Below are 15,239 nucleotides of genomic sequence, written 5' to 3' on the forward strand. Positions count from 1 at the left end.
GCGAGGATCAAATGCTTCGACCAGTTCCGGTTTAAGCCGCTTGCGGTATCCCAAAAAGATACTTTTCGGCGCCTTGCGCGCCGGCGAGGCCTTGCCTCGGGACGTCAGGTGGTTGCCAGCAACCTGCTCACGCGCTGCTGCAGCGCCTCCGGCTGCACTTCGACCGGCGGCACCGCGTGGCCGACGTTGAGCCCCACGCGGCTGAAGAAGCCGCGGCGGAAGGGCTTGGCCATGGCCACGTTCTGGCCGCCGCGCAGCTCGATGCGGCTGAAGTACGAGCCCCAGAGGTTGGTCAGCGCCATGGGAATCACCGGCGGTTCGATGCCTTCGGCGCGCGCGCTTTCAACGATCTTCATCACGCCCCCCTTGAAAGGCTGCAGGGTGCCGTCCCGGGTGATCGCGCCTTCGGGAAAGATCGCCAGGAGGTCGCCTTCGCGCAGCACCTGCAGCGCCTTGGCGAAGGCGGCTTCATAGGCGGCGGAGTCTTCCTTTTGCGGCGCGATGGGGATGGCCTTGGCCAGCTTGAACAGCCAGCCGAGCACCGGCACCTTGAAGATCCGGTGATCCATGATGAAGCGGATCGGCCGCGGGCTTGCGGCCATCAGCAGGATGGCATCGATGAAGCTCACGTGGTTGCACACGAGCACCGCCGCGCCTTCGGTGGGAATGTGCTCATCGCCCTTGATCTCGAAGCGATAGACGAAGTGCGACAGCATCCACGCAATGAAGCGCAGCAGATACTCCGGCACCAGCATGAAGATGTAGAACGCCACCACCGCGTTGGCAATGCCGGTGAACAGGAAGATCTGCGGAATGGTGAAGCCGGCGCCCAGCAATGCGCCCGCGAGCACCGAGCTGCCGATCATGAACAGCGCATTGAGAATGTTGTTGGCCGCAATGATCCGCGCGCGGTGCGTGGGCTGGCTGCGCAGCTGGATCAGCGCATACATCGGCACGCTGTACAGCCCCGCAAAGAGCGACAGCAGCGCCAGGTCGGCCATCACGCGCCAGTGCGCGGCCTGGCTCACAAAGGCGCCGAGGCCCATGACGGCAACCGGCGGCAGCGCGCGCGACGCGAAGTACAGGTCGATGGCAAACACGCTCATGCCGATGGCGCCCAGCGGCACCAGGCCAATTTCGACCTGCCGGCGGCTCAGCGTCTCGCACAGCAGCGAGCCCACGCCAATGCCCACTGAAAACACCACCAGCAGCAGCGAAGCCACCTGCTCGTCGCCGTGCAGCACTTCTTTCGCGAAGCTCGGAAACTGGCTCAGGAAGACGGCACCGAAGAACCACATCCATGAAATGCCCAGCAGCGAGCGGAACACCACGGTGTTGCCGTGCGCCAGCTTGAGGTTGCGCCACGTCTCGCTGACCGGGTTCCAGTTGATGACCAACGCGGGGTCGGTGGCGGGCGCCCGTGGAATGGCCTGCGCCACACCGCGGCCGACCAACGCCAGCAGCACGCAAGCCACCGCCACCGTGGTGTGGCCGACTTGCGGCAGCGCCACCAGCAACCCGCCCGCCACCTGCCCGAGCAGGATGGCGACGAACGTGCCCATCTCGACCATGCCGTTGCCGCCCGTGAGCTCGCGCGCGTCGAGCACCTGCGGCAAGTAGGCAAACTTGACCGGCCCGAACAGCGTGGAATGCAGGCCCATCAGAAACACGCAGCCCAGCAGTACCACCGCATCTGCGCGCACGAAGCCCCAGGTTGCAATCAGCATGATCGCGATCTCGAAGTTCTTCACGAAGCGAATGATCTTCGTCTTGTCGAACTTGTCGGTGAGCTGCCCGGCCGTTGCCGAGAACAGCAGAAACGGCAGGATGAACAGCGCCCCGATCACCAGGCCCGCCATGGCCGGCGGCATCCAGCTCAGCTGCAGCTGATAGGTCACCAAGACGGTGAAGGCGAACTTGAAGAGGTTGTCGTTCGCAGCACCCGCGAACTGCGTCCAGAAGAAGGGCGCGAAACGCCGCTGCTTGAGAAGGGCGAACTGGTTGGCGTGCGCGTTCGCGTCATGGGGCGCGGTGGCGGCAGTCGCAGCAGCGGCGGGGGTTGTCATTCGAAGAATTCTCCTCAGGCCGTTACGACGGCTGCGTCGGGATTGTGCCGCAGCAGGGCCCCGCGCCAGCTCACATCGAGCTTCCGGAGTGCGGCCAGCACAGGCAGGCCCGCCAGCGCCGCCACCAGGTGCTTGAGGCTATGGCCCGAAATCAGGTGGCCGGAGGCCTCATAGACCTGGTGGTCCGCCAGCTCGAAAGCCTTGGCCACTGCGTAGAACAGGATCACCCAGCCCAGCTTGAGGCCGACCGCACCACGCATCGGGGTGGCCAGCGCAAGCGTCAGCACCAGGGCCATGCCGCCGAACTGCACGAGGGCCCAGGGCAGCACGTTGCCGGTTTCCTGCACCAGCTCTGCCGCCAGCAGCCCTGCCGTCAGTACGAACCAAGCCGCCGGCCAGCCGGCACGCTGGCTCACGCGCTCGCAGACGGCCATGCCGATCAGCCCCGCAAAAGCCACGGCCATGCCGGCGCGGTCGGCCGCGAGCCGGGGAGCTTCGGGTAGCAGGTGATAGAAGGCGGAGCCCGCCGCTGTGGCGATCAGGCCTGCGAAGAACAGCCAGGCACAGTCCAGCGTGTTGTCCGGCGGGTCGCTGGCTGGCGGTGCCAGCGGAAACTGGGCCAGCGCCTGCTGGTGGGCCCGGTCGATGCGGTTGAGCCGGTACAGGCCCCAGCAGCCGATCAGCAGGAAAGGCAGGTTGCTCAGCACGTCCATTGCGTTGGGCAGGCCGTGCCAGGCGCGGTCGTCGGCAAACACCGAGGCAATCGCCACGTCGGCCGCAGGCAGCGCGGGGCCGAACAGAGCGACCAGCGCAAGCAGCGCAAACGCGAAGAGCAGCCCGCGTTCGCGGCGGCTGAGAGTGGGCAGGAACATGGCGGGCCTCGTTGGTTGGGTGGTACGAGCCGCGGAATTTAGTTGCCAGCCTCTCTGTAGGCATCGAGAATCGATACGAGGTATTAATTCACACCTTTCGGTATCCTTTTTCGATACCCCTTCCCGCACAAGCCATCTTTCATGAGCACCACCGTCGACCTTGTCCAAGCCCTCAAGAACGAACTCAAGAGCGCCCGCATGACTTACGCCGACCTGGCGCGGTCGCTCGACATGGCGGAATCCAGCGTCAAGCGAATGCTGGCCAAGAGCGACATGCCGCTCTCGCGCGTCGATGCGATCTGCCGCGCGCTCAAGATCGACTTTGCCGAGCTGGCCCGCCGCGTGGCCGACGCCCAGCCGCTGCTGAAAGAGCTCACGCAGGAGCAGGAAAAGGCGGTGGTCAAGGACAAGAAGCTGCTGCTGGTGGCCATCAGCGTGCTGAGCCAGTGGACGCTGGAGCAGATCGTGGCTTCGTACCGGATCACCGAGGCGGAGTGCATCGGCTTCCTGGCGCAGCTGGACCGTATCGGCATCATCGAACTGCGCCCGCTCAACCGCTACCGGCTGAAGCTCGCCAAGACCTTCCGCTGGCGGCCGCACGGCCCGGTGATGGAGTTCTTTCGCGAGAACGTGGTGCTCGACTACTACCGCGGCGGCTTCGATGGCCCGGCCGAGGGGCTGCTGCTCGTGCACGGCTCCATCAGCCGGTCATTGGCGCCGGCGTTTTTGGAGCGCCTGCAGCGCGTGGCGCAAGACTTTGCGCAGCAGCACCAGACGGACCAGAAGCTCTCGGCCAAGGACCGCGAGGGCTACACGCTGCTGCTGGGCATGCGCAACTGGGAGTTCGAAGCCTTCACCCGGCTCCGCAGAGCCTGAACCTCAGGGTTTCAGGGCTTGGCGGCTTCGAGCGCGTCGCGCGTAATGCGCGCGGCCTTTTGGGCCGCCTCGGCGAAGTCGTCGCCCGACGAGGCGTAGATGATGGCGCGCGACGAGTTCACGATGATCGGTGCATCGGCGCGCCAGCCGGCGCGCACCGTGGCCACCGCATCGCCGCCCTGGGCCCCAACACCGGGAATCAGCAGCGGCACCGTGGGCGCGAGTTCGCGCACGCGTTCGATCTCGGCCGGGTAGGTGGCGCCCACCACGAGGCCGAGTTGCCCGTTGAGGTTCCACGGGCCTTGCGCGAGCTTGGCGACGTGCTCGTAGAGGAACGGCTGGCCCTCGATGTCCGCCAGCCGCTGGCCCTGCAGGTCGGAGCCCCCGGGGTTGCTGGTGCGGCACAGCAGAAAGGCGCCCTTGCCTTCGTGCTTGAGGTACGGCGCCACCGAGTCGAAGCCCATGAAGGGCGACAGCGTGACCGCGTCGGCGCCGTAGCGCTCGAATGCCTCGATGGCGTACTGCTCGGCAGTGGAGCCGATGTCGCCGCGCTTGGCGTCCAGGATGACTGGCACATGGGGCGCGTTGCGGCGCATGTGCTCCATGAGCTGCTCCAGCTGGGCTTCGGCGCGGTGAGCCGCGAAGTAGGCGATCTGCGGCTTGAAGGCGATGACCAGGTCGGCCGTCGCATCGACGATGCGCGCGCAAAAGTCATAGATGCGGCTTGCGTCGCCCTTGAGTTGCCCCGGGAACTTGGCTGGCTCCGGATCGAGCCCCACGCAGAGCAACGAACCGTTTTTTTGCTGTGCGGTGGCCAGCTTGTCGAGGAAAGTCATGGGGCCCGATTTTACGGACCGCCGGCCGCCGCCTGATTCGATGGCGTTTGCTGGTCGGCAGCCAGGCACAAGTCGGCCCAGGCGCGCGCCTTGTCGGCGGGGTTTCGCAGCAGGTACGCGGGGTGGTAGGTGGCCACCACTGGCACGCCGTTGACCGAGTGCAGCGGCACGGCCCGGCCGCGCAGCTTGCCGAGCGGATCGGTGCTTTGCATCAGGCTTTGGGCGGCCAGCGGCCCCATGGCGAGCACAAGGGTGGGCGCCAATGCGGCGGCATGTTCCTCGAACGCCTCGGCCATGGGACGCGGACTGCCGGGCTGTCCGGCGGCCACGCCGCGGTGCGTGCGCATCAGGTGCACCGGCGTCTTGCCGTCGTGCAGCTTGAGGGCGCGCAGCATGTTGTCGAGCAGCTTGCCGGCGTCGCCCGCAAAGGGTTCGCCATGGCGGCCGTCGGCTTCTGGGGGCATATCGGCGACGACCAGCCACCCCCCTTGCGCCGGCCCGGTTCCGGATTCAGCGTAGAGGCGGCGGGGCGTTTCGACCAGCACGGCGGTGCCGTGGGCAAGCGGTGCTGCGGCAGCGGGCCGCGCCACCGGCGGTTGCGCCATGGCGGGCCGCGCGGCCGGTGCATTCACAGGCGGCGCAACAGGCGCCGCGGGCGCTTCGGCGTAAGGCTCGGGCTCATCGACGGGCGGCGGCTCCGCGGCAACCGCCTTGGCCTCCACAGCAGCGGCGGGCGCCTCGACGGCCTCGGGCATCGGCCACCAGACCTTCACGCCCATTTCGTCGAGCATCGCGCGCTGGCGCGTATCGAGCTTCAGTGTCTGTACCGCACTCATCGCAAGGCTCCCCAGGCGGAGCCTGTTTCGTTCAATCTCAGGCTCATGACCACGGCATCTTCGCGCTTGCCTTCGTGCGCCGGGTAATAGCCCTTGCGCACGCCGACGCTGCGAAACCCCTGGCGCACGTAGATGTCGAGCGCGCGCTGGTTGCTTTGGCGCACCTCGAGCCACAGCCACTGGGCGCCTTCGCCGCGCGACCATCCGGTCAGCGCCTCGAGCATCAACGGCGCCCAACCCTGGCGCTGGAACGCCGGCGCCACGGTGATGTTGAGCAGATGCACCTCGTCGACGCCCTTCATGGCCACGAAATAGCCGATCAGCGTTTCGCCGAGGCTGGTGACGGGCGTGGCGAGGTGCGGCAACGATACCGGCGCAAGCAGGCACTGGCAGTGATAGCCGACGGCCATGGAATCGATGAAATTAGCTCGCGTCCAGGGATGGCTGTAGGCCGTCTGCTCCACCGCGCAGACAGCATCGAGCCGCTCGATGGTGAGCGGTTCGAGGCGGGCCTCTACGGGTTGGAGAACGGCACTCATGGGTGGGTCACACTGGCGAAATCGCAACTGCGGCCGCCTTGATGGCGGCGCGCTCTTCCGTGGTTTGCGCCACTTTATCGCGAACATACAGCGGCCAGGCATGTGCCGCATCTACCGTGCGTCCGGCAGCCAGCAGCGCCGGCGCAAGCCGGAGCATGGCGGTGGCGGCCGGCAGCACCTCGTGGCGCGCGGCGGCCGGCGCCAGGCGCGCCCCGTAGGCGGCAAAGGCATTGCCAGCGAGCGACCAGCCGGCGGGCACTTGCAGCGCTTCGGGGGCAAGCAGCAGCGGTTCGTTGTCGTTGCCCTGCAGCGCGCCGAGTTCGCCGCCGCCTTCGAAGTCGTAGCGGGCGGCATACAGCTGGTCCATGCGCGCGTCGAGCACCGCAACCACCTGGCGGGCGCCGAAGGCGTGGCGCGCTTCCTCGGCCACGGCCAGCAGGGTGTCGACCGGCAGCAGCGGCACGCCGGAGCCGAAGGCCAGGCCCTGTGCCACCGAGCAGGCGGTGCGCAAGCCCGTGAACGAGCCCGGTCCGCGGCCGAAGACGATGGCGTCGAGCGCGGCCAGTTCGAGCCCCGCATCGGCCAGCAGTTGCAGGATGAGCGGGATCAGCGTGCTCGACGCCTGCGCGCCGCCCACGCCGCTGTGCGTGAACAGGCGCTCGCCGTGGCGCACCGCGACCGACAGGTGTTCGGTGCTGGTGTCGAAGGCCAGGAGCTTATGCATCGCGGCGCCCCATGGCTGCGGCCGGAACAGCGGGGACGGCGCGCATCGCGGTGTTGCGCGCTCCGGCCGCTTTCTGCACGCCAAACAGGATGCCGGCAGTCACCAGCAGCAGGCCGGCGATCAGGTTCCAGTACAGCGGCTCGTCCAGCCAGATGACCGCGCCGAAGGCCGAAAGGCCGGGCACCAGCGCGGTGATCATGGTGCTGCGCACCGGCCCGAAATATTGAATCATCTTCGTGAAGGTAATGCCCGAGATCACCACCGAGCCGATGCCCTGGAACACCATCTGAAAGGCCACTTCGCCCCATGGCGCAGAACCGATGTGGCTCGCGACCGCGCCGCCTGCCACCAGCAGGCTGTAAACGGGCACATAGGTCAGCAGCGCGAACACGGTGATGGCAATGGTCGCACGCACCGCGTCGAGCCCATGGCGGCGCGCCACCACGCTGTAGCAGGCCCAGCAGAAGGCCGCGCCCATGAAAAGCAGGTCGCCCTTCCAGACCTCACCGCCCTCGAAGGCGTGCAGCAGGCTGCGCCCGCCGACCATGAGGTCGCCGGCAACGATCAGCGCCAGGCCGAACGCACGGCCGGGCGTGATGCGGTCGCGCAGCACCAGGGCCGCGAGCAGCGTGGTCCACAGCGGCAGGCTGCCCGGCATCAGCACCGAGGCATGGCCCGCGGGCGCAAAGAAGAAGCCGCTGTAGGCGAGCATGGCGTAGGCCAGGCCGCCGAAAACGCCGGCGGTGGCAGTCACCCGCAGCGAGAGCGGCGAAAGGCCGAACAGCGACGAGACGGCGCCGCTGCCGGGATGGCGGCGGCTCTTCATGACCAGCCAGGCGCCCCAGGGAACCAGCACCATGCTGGCGCCGCAGATGCGGGCCAGGGCCAGGTCGAAAGGTGTGAGCGAGCGTCCGGCCGAGGCCCGGGCGATCACGATGAAAGCGGTCCAGACCAGCACGGTGACCACGGCCGCACCAATGCCGAGGGTGCGGGGCGAAAAACGGGGCTTGGCAGGCATCCCCCGATTATCGAGGGCCCGCCGGAGTCCCGCCGGCAAGGGGCGAATCAGGCGTGAACGCGCCCGTCAGGCGTCGCCGCTGCGCAGGATGGCCAGCCCCGCCTTGCGCAGCGCCGCCAGCGCCGGGGCCGGCGCCTCCGGAGACACCAGCAGGCTGGTGGCGGCGGAAACCGGATTGATCACCCAGGCCGAAGCAGCACCGATTTTTTCCGAAGAAGCCAGCACCACCGTCTCGGCCGCCGCCGCCATGAGCGCGCGCTTGATCGCGGCCTCCTCGTCGTCGCCGGTGGTCAGCCCGGCTTCGGCCTGCACGCCGGTCACGCCCATGAAGAATGTGTCGGCATGGATGCGCGAGATGGCGTCCATGGCCACGGCGCCCACCGCCACCATCGAATGCCTGAAAAGCCGTCCGCCGACCAGCACCACCTCGACGCCGGCGTGGCCGGCCAACTCGACCGCCACCGAGGGGCTGTGCGTCACCACCGTGGCGCGCAGGTTCTTGGGCAAGTGCCGCGCCATCTGCACGGCCGTGGTGCCGCCGTCAATGAACACCACCTGTCCCGGCTGCACCAGGCGTGCTGCGGCACGGCCGATGGCCACCTTTTCGGCGGTTGCCAGCTGCAGGCGGCCCGCAAAGTCGGCCTCGGCCCTGGCAAGCGGCAGCGCACCGCCGTGCACGCGTTGCAGCAGGCCTTCGGCGGCGAGCTCGCGCAGGTCGCGGCGGATGGTGTCTTCCGACAGCGCGAGCTCCTCGCTGAGCGACTTCGCGACGACATTGCCGTCGCGCTGCAGGACCGAGAGGATGTGTTGTTTGCGCTGGCGGGTGAGCATCTTCCGATCGTATCCGGCCAAGCCGGGTATTGCACGACTTTTCTTGTTTATGCATGAATTTGCGCATAAGCTCATGCACCATGACCCTTCAAGACCGCGTCCGGGTGCACGAAGTCACCCTGCTTTCCGACAACTGGTACACGCTGAAGACCACCGCGTTCGACTGGCGGCGGAACGACGGCGAGTGGCAGCGCATGCACCGCGAAACCTATGACCGCGGCAACGGCGCCACGCTGCTCCCCTACAACCTGGCGCGGCGCACAGTGCTGCTGACGCGGCAGTTCCGCTACCCCGCCTTCGTGAACGGCCACGACGACCTGCTGATCGAAGCGGCCGCAGGCCTGCTCGACAATGCCGCGCCCGAAGAACGCATACGTGCCGAGGTGGAAGAAGAGCTGGGCTTGCGGCTGGGCGCAGTGCAGAAGGTCTTCGAAGCCTTCATGAGCCCGGGCTCGGTGACCGAGAAGCTGCACTTCTTCGTTGCCGAATACGAGCCTTCGATGCGCGTGGGCGATGGCGGCGGCCTGGCCGACGAGGGTGAGGACATCGAGGTGCTCGAACTCGGTATCGACGAGGCGCTGGCCATGGTGGCGGACGGGCGCATTGCCGATGCCAAGACCGTCATGCTGCTGTACCACGCGCAGCTGCATGTTTTTCCGCCGAGATAATCGGCCGATGGTTCTTCCTCGTCTCTCCTTCCTCCGGCCCGTCTGCGCGCTGTCTCTTTCCGTGCTGGCCGCGTTTTTTGCCTCCGGCGCCTACGCGCAGCAAGCCTTTCCGGCCGAAGTGGAGACGGCCCTCGCGCGCGCCAAGGTGCCGCGCGATTCGGTAACCATGCTGGTGGCCGACGCTGAAGGCCTGCGCCCGCCGCGCTTGGCGTGGCGCTCGCAGGTGCCGGTGAACCCGGCATCGATCATGAAGGTGGTCACCACCTACGCCGCGCTCGACCTGCTCGGCCCGGCCTACAGCTGGAACACACCGGTCTACGTCGACGGCACGGTGAGCAACGGCGTGCTCAACGGCAACCTGTACATCAAGGGCCAGGGCGATCCCAAGCTGGTGCTCGAACGGGTGTGGCTGCTGCTGCGCCGCGTGCAGGGCCTGGGCATTACCACCGTGAGCGGCGACATCGTGCTGGACCGCAGCACCTTCGAGAACACGGCCGAGAACGACCCGGCCGCCTTCGACGGCGAGCCGCTGCGTCCCTACAACGCCTCGCCCGACGCGCTGCTGGTCAACTTCAAGTCGGTCAACATGACCTTCACGCCCGAGCGCGGCGGGCAGCTGGCGCGCATCAACTACGAGCCCCCGCTCGCCAGCGTGTCCATGCAGCCCACCATCGCACTCGCGCCCGGCGAATGCGGTGACTGGCGCACGGCAATCAGGCCCGATTTCAGCGACCCGAACCGCATTCGCTTCAATGGCGGTCTTCCGGCCGCGTGCGGCGAGAAGAGCTGGGCCGTGGCCTATGCCGACCCGCGCACCTACGGCCTGCGCGCCGTGGGCGGCATGTGGGCCGAAATGGGCGGCCGCGTCGGCGGGCAGATGCGCGACGGCCGAGTGCCGCCGGGCCTGAAGCCGGTGTTCGAATTCGCCTCGCCGCCGCTGGCGGAAGTGGTTCGCGACATCAACAAGTACAGCAACAACGTGATGGCGCAACAAGTGTTCCTCACCTTGGGTCTTGCGCAAAAGAACCGCGGCACGTTCGAGGCCTCGCGCAACGCGCTGGGCCAGTGGTGGCGCGATCGCATCGGCACGGGCGAGGCACAGCCGGTGTTCGACAACGGCTCGGGCCTTTCGCGCGAAGAGCGCATCAGCGCCGCGGCGCTGGGCAAGATGCTGCAGGTGGCGTGGCGCTCGCCGGTCATGCCCGAGCTGGTGTCGTCGCTGCCGGCCTCGGGCGTGGACGGCACGCTCAAGCGGCGCGCGCTGCGCTCGGGCGGCGCGGCCCACCTGAAGACGGGCACGCTGCGAGACTCGTCAGGCGTGGCGGGCTATGTGCATGGCGCGAGCGGGCGGCGCTACGTGCTGGTGGCCATTGCCAACGGCGAGAACGCGGGCGCTGCGCGCGCTGCATTCGACGCGCTGGTCGACTGGGCGTACCAGGACAACTAGGCCCGGGCGCCTGGCCGCTTGGTTGCCTGCCCGCTGTACTGAAAACTTCTGTAGGTAATGGCCGCTTGCGCGCGACCAGGGCACTGCACAGAATCGAACGCCCGTTCGGCTCGACACCCGTGCAACACAGGAGATATGCCTTGAAGACACCGCAACAACCATCCCCCGCCCCGGCGCACAAGAAGGCCGTGGCATCGGCGGCGCTTGCCGGCGCTGCGCTGTTGCTGGCAGCCTGCGGCGGAGGAGGTGGCGGCGGTGGCGGTGGCGGAGGCGGCATCGGGATCGGCTTTCCGCCGCCCGCGTCGGACACAGGCCGGGGTTCGGTCGTGACGACCCCGCCCGAGCAGGCGTCCAAGCTGAGCGCGGACCAGCTCAAGTCGCTTCTGGAGGCCGATGCTTCCGGCAGGGCGCTGCTCCAGGTGACCGGCACGCCCAAATGCGGCATCGAGACGCGCTACCTCGAATACCGGACCATCGGCGGCAAGAACGAAGCCACCAACGCCACGGCCGCGGTCATGGTGCCGACCGGCTCGGATGTGGCCTGCAGCGGCGCACGTCCTGTGGTCCTGTATGCCCACGGCACCACCGCCGCGCGCAACTTCAACATCGCCAAGTGGACCGAAGCCGGCCAGCCCGCAGCCGGCGAAGGCCTGACCGTTGCCGCCATGTTTGCGGCGCAGGGCTACATCGTGGTGGCGCCCAACTACGCGGGCTACGACAAGTCGACGCTTCCCTATCACCCGTACCTCAACGGCGACCAGCAGGGCAAGGACATGGTCGATGCGCTCACCGCAGCGCGCAAGACCTTCTCGGAGATCAACGCGACCGATGCGGGCTCATTGCTGATCACCGGCTATTCGCAGGGCGGCTACGTGGCCATGGCGGCGCACCGCGAGATGCAGGCCACGGGCAAGCCGGTGACCGCGTCGGCGCCGCTTTCTGCGCCGTCGGCCATCGGCCTTTTGGCGGACTACACCTTCCAGGGCTGGCCGGCGCTGGGCAGCACGCTCTTCGTGCCGCTGCTCTCGGCCAGCTGGCAACAGCAGTTCGGCGACGTGTACGGCAATACCGGCGACATCTATGAATCGCAGTACGCCGCCGGCATCGACACCCTGCTGCCGAGCCTGACGCCGATCACCACGCTTTTTGCCAATGGAAAGCTGCCTCAGCTGGCGCTCTTTCCGGCAGGCGCCACGCCGGGGCCGGTGAGCCCCGACCTGTCGATCTTCTACGGCGCCAACAACCTGATTCGCCAGAGCTACCTGACGCAGGCGGCCAGCGACATCCAGGCCAACCCCTGTCCCGGCAATGCGCTGCCTCCCACGCCTGCTTCGTTCAGCACGACCTCGCCGCTCGATTGCCGGCCGGCCGTGGGCTTCAGAAAGGCGGCACGCGCCAACGACCTGCGCAACTGGCTGCCGACCCGGCCCGTGCTCATGTGCGGCGGCGCCAACGATCCGACGGTCAACTTCCTGAGCACCCGCGCCACCGCCGGCTATTTCCGGGCCCGGGGCATACCCGCCGCAGCGCTGACCGTGGTCGACCTGGAAGACAACGCCACCACCGACGCCTATTCCGCTGCGCGGGCCGGGTTTGCGCAGGCCAAGAGCACCCTGGCGCAGAACACTTCGGGCAGCGATGCCGACAAGGCGCGGGCGGTCACGCTGGCCTATCACGGCACGCTGGCGCCGCCGTTCTGCCTGGCTTCGGCGCGCGGCTTCTTCCAGGGCGTGCTGGCCGCCGGCGGCTGACCCTTGAGGGTCAGCCCATCGACGCGCGTTGAAGGCGGTCGCGTACGCCTTCCCACTCGGGCGTGTCTGGCGGCGTCTCGACCCAGATCAGCTTGACGCCCTGCGCGTCGAATTCGCGCAGCACCGCGAACAGCTGGTGCGCGCTGGCCGCTGCGTCGTCGGGCATGCGCCGCTGCAGCACGCGCTGCGAATGGCTGCGCACCCCGGCGCGCGTCCACACCGCGATGTTCGCAGCGCCGGCACCGAGCACGTCGAGCCCGGTCTGGATAGCCTTGGCATCCATCAGCCGCAGCTTGGCGTTGGGGGCATAGTGCGCCTCCAGCGTGCCCGGGGCGCGCGGATCGGGCGTTTCGAGCACCTCGCGGTCGCTCAGGCGCTCGCCCAGCGCTGCCTCGACCTGCGCGCGCGTGATCAGGCCCGGCCGCAGCAGCACGGGCGCGCCGCGGCTGCAGTCGATGATGGTCGACTCGATGCCCACCTCGCAGGCGCCGCCGTCGACCACCGGCAGCGAATCGCCGAATTCATCGAACACATGCTGCGCCGTGGTCGGGCTCACGCGGCCGAACCGGTTGGCGCTGGGCCCCGCAAGACCGGGTACGCCCTGCTCGGCGCAGGCTTCTAGCAACGCCTGCGCCACCGGATGCGAGGGGCAGCGCAGGCCGATGGTGTCCTGCCCGCCGGCCGCCGCTGCCGCGACACCGGGCTGGCGCGTGACGATCAGCGTCAGCGGGCCGGGCCAGAAGGCTTGCACCAGCTTTTGCGCGAAAGGCGGAAGCGGCTGCGCAAAGCGCGACAGCGCCTCTGTGCCCTTGATGCCCGCCGCCACATGAACGATCAGCGGATGGTCCGAAGGCCTCCCCTTTGCCTTGAAGATGCCGGCCACCGCCATGTCGCTGGTGGCATCGGCGCCCAGGCCATAGACGGTTTCGGTCGGGAACGCGACCAACCCGCCCGCGCGCAGCACGCGCGCGGCCTCGGCAATGGCCTGGGGAGACTGGCCGTCGAGAATCATGCGAAGTCGGCCGCCGTAAGCGCCGGCAGGCCGAGCAGGACGGCGGCTTGCGATGCCGCAGCACGCACGCTTTCAAGCGTGGCGCCGGTGAAGGTGATATGGCCCATCTTGCGGCCGCGTCGCGGTTCGACCTTGCCGTAGAGGTGCAGGTGGGCGCCCGGCAGCGCGAGCACCTCGCTCCAGCGCGGCGCCGTCGGCTTGTCGCCGCCCTCGGCGGTGAACCACAGGTCGCCCAGCAGGTTCAGCATGATTGCCGGGCTGTGCTGCCGCGGTGCGGCCAGCGGCAAACCGGCAAGGGTGCGCACCTGCAGTTCGAACTGCGACACGTCGCATGCTTCCATGGTGTAGTGGCCGCTGTTGTGCGGCCGGGGTGCCATTTCGTTCACCACCAGCGAGCCGTCGGCCAGCGCGAAGAACTCGACGCACAGCACGCCCACGTAGTTCAGCCCGGTCGCAATGCTCTTTGCCGAGTTGATGGCGGCCTGCGCCACCGTCTTGGGCATGTTCTGCGGATGCACCTCGGTCACCGCCAGGATGCCGTCGCGATGCAGGTTGCGCTGGGGCGGAAAGTGCACGATCTGCCCGTCGCGGCCGCGCGCCACGATGACCGAGCATTCGAACTCGAGCGGCAGCAGCTTTTCGAGCACGCACGGCACGCAACCCGCAGCCTGCCAGGCATCGATCAGCTCGGCCCGGGTGGACACGCGCTGCTGTCCCTTGCCGTCGTAGCCGAGGCGGGCGGTCTTGAGAATGCCGGGCAGGAGCCCGTCCTCGCCGGCGGCCAGCTGCGCCGCCGTCTCGATGATGGCGTACGGCGCGCACGCCACGCCGCAGCGCGTGAAATGGGCCTTTTCGGCAATGCGGTCCTGCGCGATGGCAATGGCGGCCGCGTCGGGCGCCACGGGCCGGGCGACGGACAGCTTGTCGAGCGACGGCGCGGGCACGTTCTCGAACTCTGTCGTCACCGCGTCGGCCAGGCCCGCGAGCCGTGCCAGGCCGTCGACGTCGGCGTAGTCGGTATGGATGTGGTGATGGCTCACGCGGCCGGCCGGGCTGTCGGCGTCGGGGTCGAGCACCGCCGTGAAATAGCCCATGCGCTGGGCAGCGTGGGCGAACATGCGGCCCAGCTGGCCGCCGCCGAGCACGCCGAGCGTGGCACCCGGAAGAATGGGAAGGTCGTTCTTGCTCACAGGGCACCCCCGCCTTGCGGCGAAAAAGGCGAGACGGCGCCCGCCTCCGCCGCTGGAGGCGGCGGCAGCGTCATGGCCACGGCCGCAGCGGTTTGCGCGGTGCGGAAGGCGTCGAGCCGGGCGCGCAGCGCCGGGTCATTCACCGCCAGCATCGCCACCGCGAAAAGGGCCGCATTGGCGGCCCCCGCATTGCCGATGGCAAAGGTCGCCACCGGAACGCCCTTGGGCATCTGCACGATGCTGTAGAGCGAATCCACCCCCTGCAGGTGGCGGCTGGCCACCGGCACGCCCAGCACTGGCACGGTGGTCTTGGAGGCCAGCATGCCCGGCAGGTGGGCCGCACCGCCCGCACCCGCGATGATTGCGCTGAGCCCGCGCCCGGCGGCGCTTTCGGCGTACGCGAAGAGCGCATCGGGCATCCGGTGGGCCGAGACCACCTTCGCTTCGTGCTTGATTCCGAATTGCTGGAGAATCTCGACCGCGTTGCGCATCGTCTCCCAATCGGAGCTCGAGCCCATCACTACACCGACCTGAATGGTTTCGTTCATGGTTTCAATTTTACGTTTCACCCCC

The 15,239-nt window shown here is 68.2% G+C and carries 15 protein-coding genes; 4 read left to right on the top strand and 11 right to left on the bottom strand.

Features of this window, described 5'->3' with window-relative positions; translation table 11 throughout:
- Positions 1-104: 104 nt before the first annotated feature.
- A complete protein-coding gene (locus tag QHG62_RS19185) occupies positions 105-2,066 on the bottom strand; it encodes an MFS transporter (protein ID WP_281147216.1) in 1,962 nt (653 codons plus the stop codon).
- Positions 2,067-2,080: 14 nt separating this feature from the next.
- Positions 2,081-2,938 carry a hypothetical protein gene (locus QHG62_RS19190; RefSeq protein ID WP_281147218.1) on the bottom strand — a complete coding sequence of 286 codons (858 nt, stop codon included), beginning with the start codon at positions 2,936-2,938 and terminating at the stop codon, positions 2,081-2,083.
- Positions 2,939-3,079: 141 nt separating this feature from the next.
- Between QHG62_RS19190 and QHG62_RS19195 the strand changes: the two genes are divergently transcribed.
- A complete protein-coding gene (locus tag QHG62_RS19195) occupies positions 3,080-3,814 on the top strand; it encodes a helix-turn-helix domain-containing protein (protein WP_281147219.1) in 735 nt (244 codons plus the stop codon).
- 11 nt (positions 3,815-3,825) lie between these two features.
- On the opposite strand, the gene pyrF is transcribed toward QHG62_RS19195, so the two are convergent.
- The 6 genes from pyrF to QHG62_RS19225 all read right to left on the bottom strand — a co-directional run bounded on the left by pyrF (position 3,826) and on the right by QHG62_RS19225 (position 8,598).
- Positions 3,826-4,650 (bottom strand): orotidine-5'-phosphate decarboxylase, encoded by an 825-nt coding sequence (gene pyrF / locus QHG62_RS19200; protein ID WP_281147221.1) that lies wholly within the window; start codon positions 4,648-4,650, stop codon positions 3,826-3,828.
- A gap of 11 nt (positions 4,651-4,661) precedes the next feature.
- Entirely contained in the window at positions 4,662-5,486 is an 825-nt protein-coding gene (locus QHG62_RS19205) for a uracil-DNA glycosylase family protein (RefSeq protein ID WP_281147223.1), read from the bottom strand.
- On the bottom strand, positions 5,483-6,025 hold the full coding sequence (gene rimI / locus QHG62_RS19210) for a ribosomal protein S18-alanine N-acetyltransferase (RefSeq protein WP_281147224.1): 543 nt from the start codon (positions 6,023-6,025) through the stop codon (positions 5,483-5,485). The genes QHG62_RS19205 and rimI overlap by 4 nt, the downstream gene beginning before the upstream one ends.
- Positions 6,026-6,032: 7 nt before the next feature.
- Complete coding sequence (tsaB, locus tag QHG62_RS19215) at positions 6,033-6,749, bottom strand: tRNA (adenosine(37)-N6)-threonylcarbamoyltransferase complex dimerization subunit type 1 TsaB (RefSeq protein WP_281147225.1); 717 nt, start codon at positions 6,747-6,749, stop codon at positions 6,033-6,035.
- On the bottom strand, positions 6,742-7,767 hold the full coding sequence (locus QHG62_RS19220; RefSeq protein ID WP_281147226.1) for a DMT family transporter: 1,026 nt from the start codon (positions 7,765-7,767) through the stop codon (positions 6,742-6,744). The genes tsaB and QHG62_RS19220 overlap by 8 nt, the downstream gene beginning before the upstream one ends.
- A gap of 66 nt (positions 7,768-7,833) precedes the next feature.
- The gene (locus QHG62_RS19225) at positions 7,834-8,598 is read right to left on the bottom strand and encodes a DeoR/GlpR family DNA-binding transcription regulator (RefSeq protein WP_281147227.1); all 765 of its coding nucleotides are present in this window, start codon (positions 8,596-8,598) and stop codon (positions 7,834-7,836) included.
- Positions 8,599-8,678: 80 nt separating this feature from the next.
- On the opposite strand from QHG62_RS19225, the gene QHG62_RS19230 reads away from it, so the two are divergent.
- The 3 genes from QHG62_RS19230 to QHG62_RS19240 all read left to right on the top strand — a co-directional run bounded on the left by QHG62_RS19230 (position 8,679) and on the right by QHG62_RS19240 (position 12,464).
- A complete protein-coding gene (locus QHG62_RS19230) occupies positions 8,679-9,266 on the top strand; it encodes a GDP-mannose pyrophosphatase (protein WP_281147228.1) in 588 nt (195 codons plus the stop codon).
- 7 nt (positions 9,267-9,273) lie between these two features.
- Positions 9,274-10,713: a D-alanyl-D-alanine carboxypeptidase/D-alanyl-D-alanine endopeptidase gene (gene dacB / locus QHG62_RS19235; RefSeq protein WP_281147230.1), complete on the top strand. Its 1,440-nt coding sequence runs from the start codon at positions 9,274-9,276 to the stop codon at positions 10,711-10,713.
- Between the two features lie 140 nt (positions 10,714-10,853).
- Positions 10,854-12,464: an alpha/beta hydrolase family protein gene (locus QHG62_RS19240; RefSeq protein ID WP_281147232.1), complete on the top strand. Its 1,611-nt coding sequence runs from the start codon at positions 10,854-10,856 to the stop codon at positions 12,462-12,464.
- 10 nt (positions 12,465-12,474) lie between these two features.
- On the opposite strand, the gene QHG62_RS19245 is transcribed toward QHG62_RS19240, so the two are convergent.
- Genes QHG62_RS19245 through purE form a run of 3 tightly spaced genes read right to left on the bottom strand, consistent with a single transcriptional unit; the run spans position 12,475 to position 15,214 of the window.
- Positions 12,475-13,476 (bottom strand): L-threonylcarbamoyladenylate synthase, encoded by a 1,002-nt coding sequence (locus tag QHG62_RS19245; protein ID WP_281147234.1) that lies wholly within the window; start codon positions 13,474-13,476, stop codon positions 12,475-12,477.
- Complete coding sequence (locus QHG62_RS19250; RefSeq protein WP_281147236.1) at positions 13,473-14,666, bottom strand: 5-(carboxyamino)imidazole ribonucleotide synthase; 1,194 nt, start codon at positions 14,664-14,666, stop codon at positions 13,473-13,475. Before QHG62_RS19250 ends, QHG62_RS19245 begins: the two co-directional genes overlap by 4 nt.
- Complete coding sequence (gene purE / locus QHG62_RS19255; RefSeq protein ID WP_281147238.1) at positions 14,663-15,214, bottom strand: 5-(carboxyamino)imidazole ribonucleotide mutase; 552 nt, start codon at positions 15,212-15,214, stop codon at positions 14,663-14,665. The genes QHG62_RS19250 and purE overlap by 4 nt, the downstream gene beginning before the upstream one ends.
- Between the last annotated feature and the right edge of the window lie 25 nt (positions 15,215-15,239).

This window comes from Variovorax paradoxus, from assembly GCF_029919115.1.
GTDB classification, from domain to species: Bacteria; Pseudomonadota; Gammaproteobacteria; order Burkholderiales; family Burkholderiaceae_C; genus Variovorax; species Variovorax paradoxus_O.

Excerpts from the sequence above, each read along its gene's own strand:
- QHG62_RS19185 (WP_281147216.1), bottom strand. The coding sequence starts at position 2,066 with ATGACAACCCCCGCCGCTGCTGCGACTGCCGCCACCGCGCCCCATGAC.
- QHG62_RS19190 (WP_281147218.1), bottom strand. The coding sequence starts at position 2,938 with ATGTTCCTGCCCACTCTCAGCCGCCGCGAACGCGGGCTGCTCTTCGCG.
- QHG62_RS19195 (WP_281147219.1), top strand. The coding sequence starts at position 3,080 with ATGAGCACCACCGTCGACCTTGTCCAAGCCCTCAAGAACGAACTCAAG.
- pyrF (WP_281147221.1), bottom strand. The coding sequence starts at position 4,650 with ATGACTTTCCTCGACAAGCTGGCCACCGCACAGCAAAAAAACGGTTCG.
- QHG62_RS19205 (WP_281147223.1), bottom strand. The coding sequence starts at position 5,486 with ATGAGTGCGGTACAGACACTGAAGCTCGATACGCGCCAGCGCGCGATG.
- rimI (WP_281147224.1), bottom strand. The coding sequence starts at position 6,025 with ATGAGTGCCGTTCTCCAACCCGTAGAGGCCCGCCTCGAACCGCTCACC.
- tsaB (WP_281147225.1), bottom strand. The coding sequence starts at position 6,749 with ATGCATAAGCTCCTGGCCTTCGACACCAGCACCGAACACCTGTCGGTC.
- QHG62_RS19220 (WP_281147226.1), bottom strand. The coding sequence starts at position 7,767 with ATGCCTGCCAAGCCCCGTTTTTCGCCCCGCACCCTCGGCATTGGTGCG.
- QHG62_RS19225 (WP_281147227.1), bottom strand. The coding sequence starts at position 8,598 with ATGCTCACCCGCCAGCGCAAACAACACATCCTCTCGGTCCTGCAGCGC.
- QHG62_RS19230 (WP_281147228.1), top strand. The coding sequence starts at position 8,679 with ATGACCCTTCAAGACCGCGTCCGGGTGCACGAAGTCACCCTGCTTTCC.
- dacB (WP_281147230.1), top strand. The coding sequence starts at position 9,274 with ATGGTTCTTCCTCGTCTCTCCTTCCTCCGGCCCGTCTGCGCGCTGTCT.
- QHG62_RS19245 (WP_281147234.1), bottom strand. The coding sequence starts at position 13,476 with ATGATTCTCGACGGCCAGTCTCCCCAGGCCATTGCCGAGGCCGCGCGC.
- purE (WP_281147238.1), bottom strand. The coding sequence starts at position 15,214 with ATGAACGAAACCATTCAGGTCGGTGTAGTGATGGGCTCGAGCTCCGAT.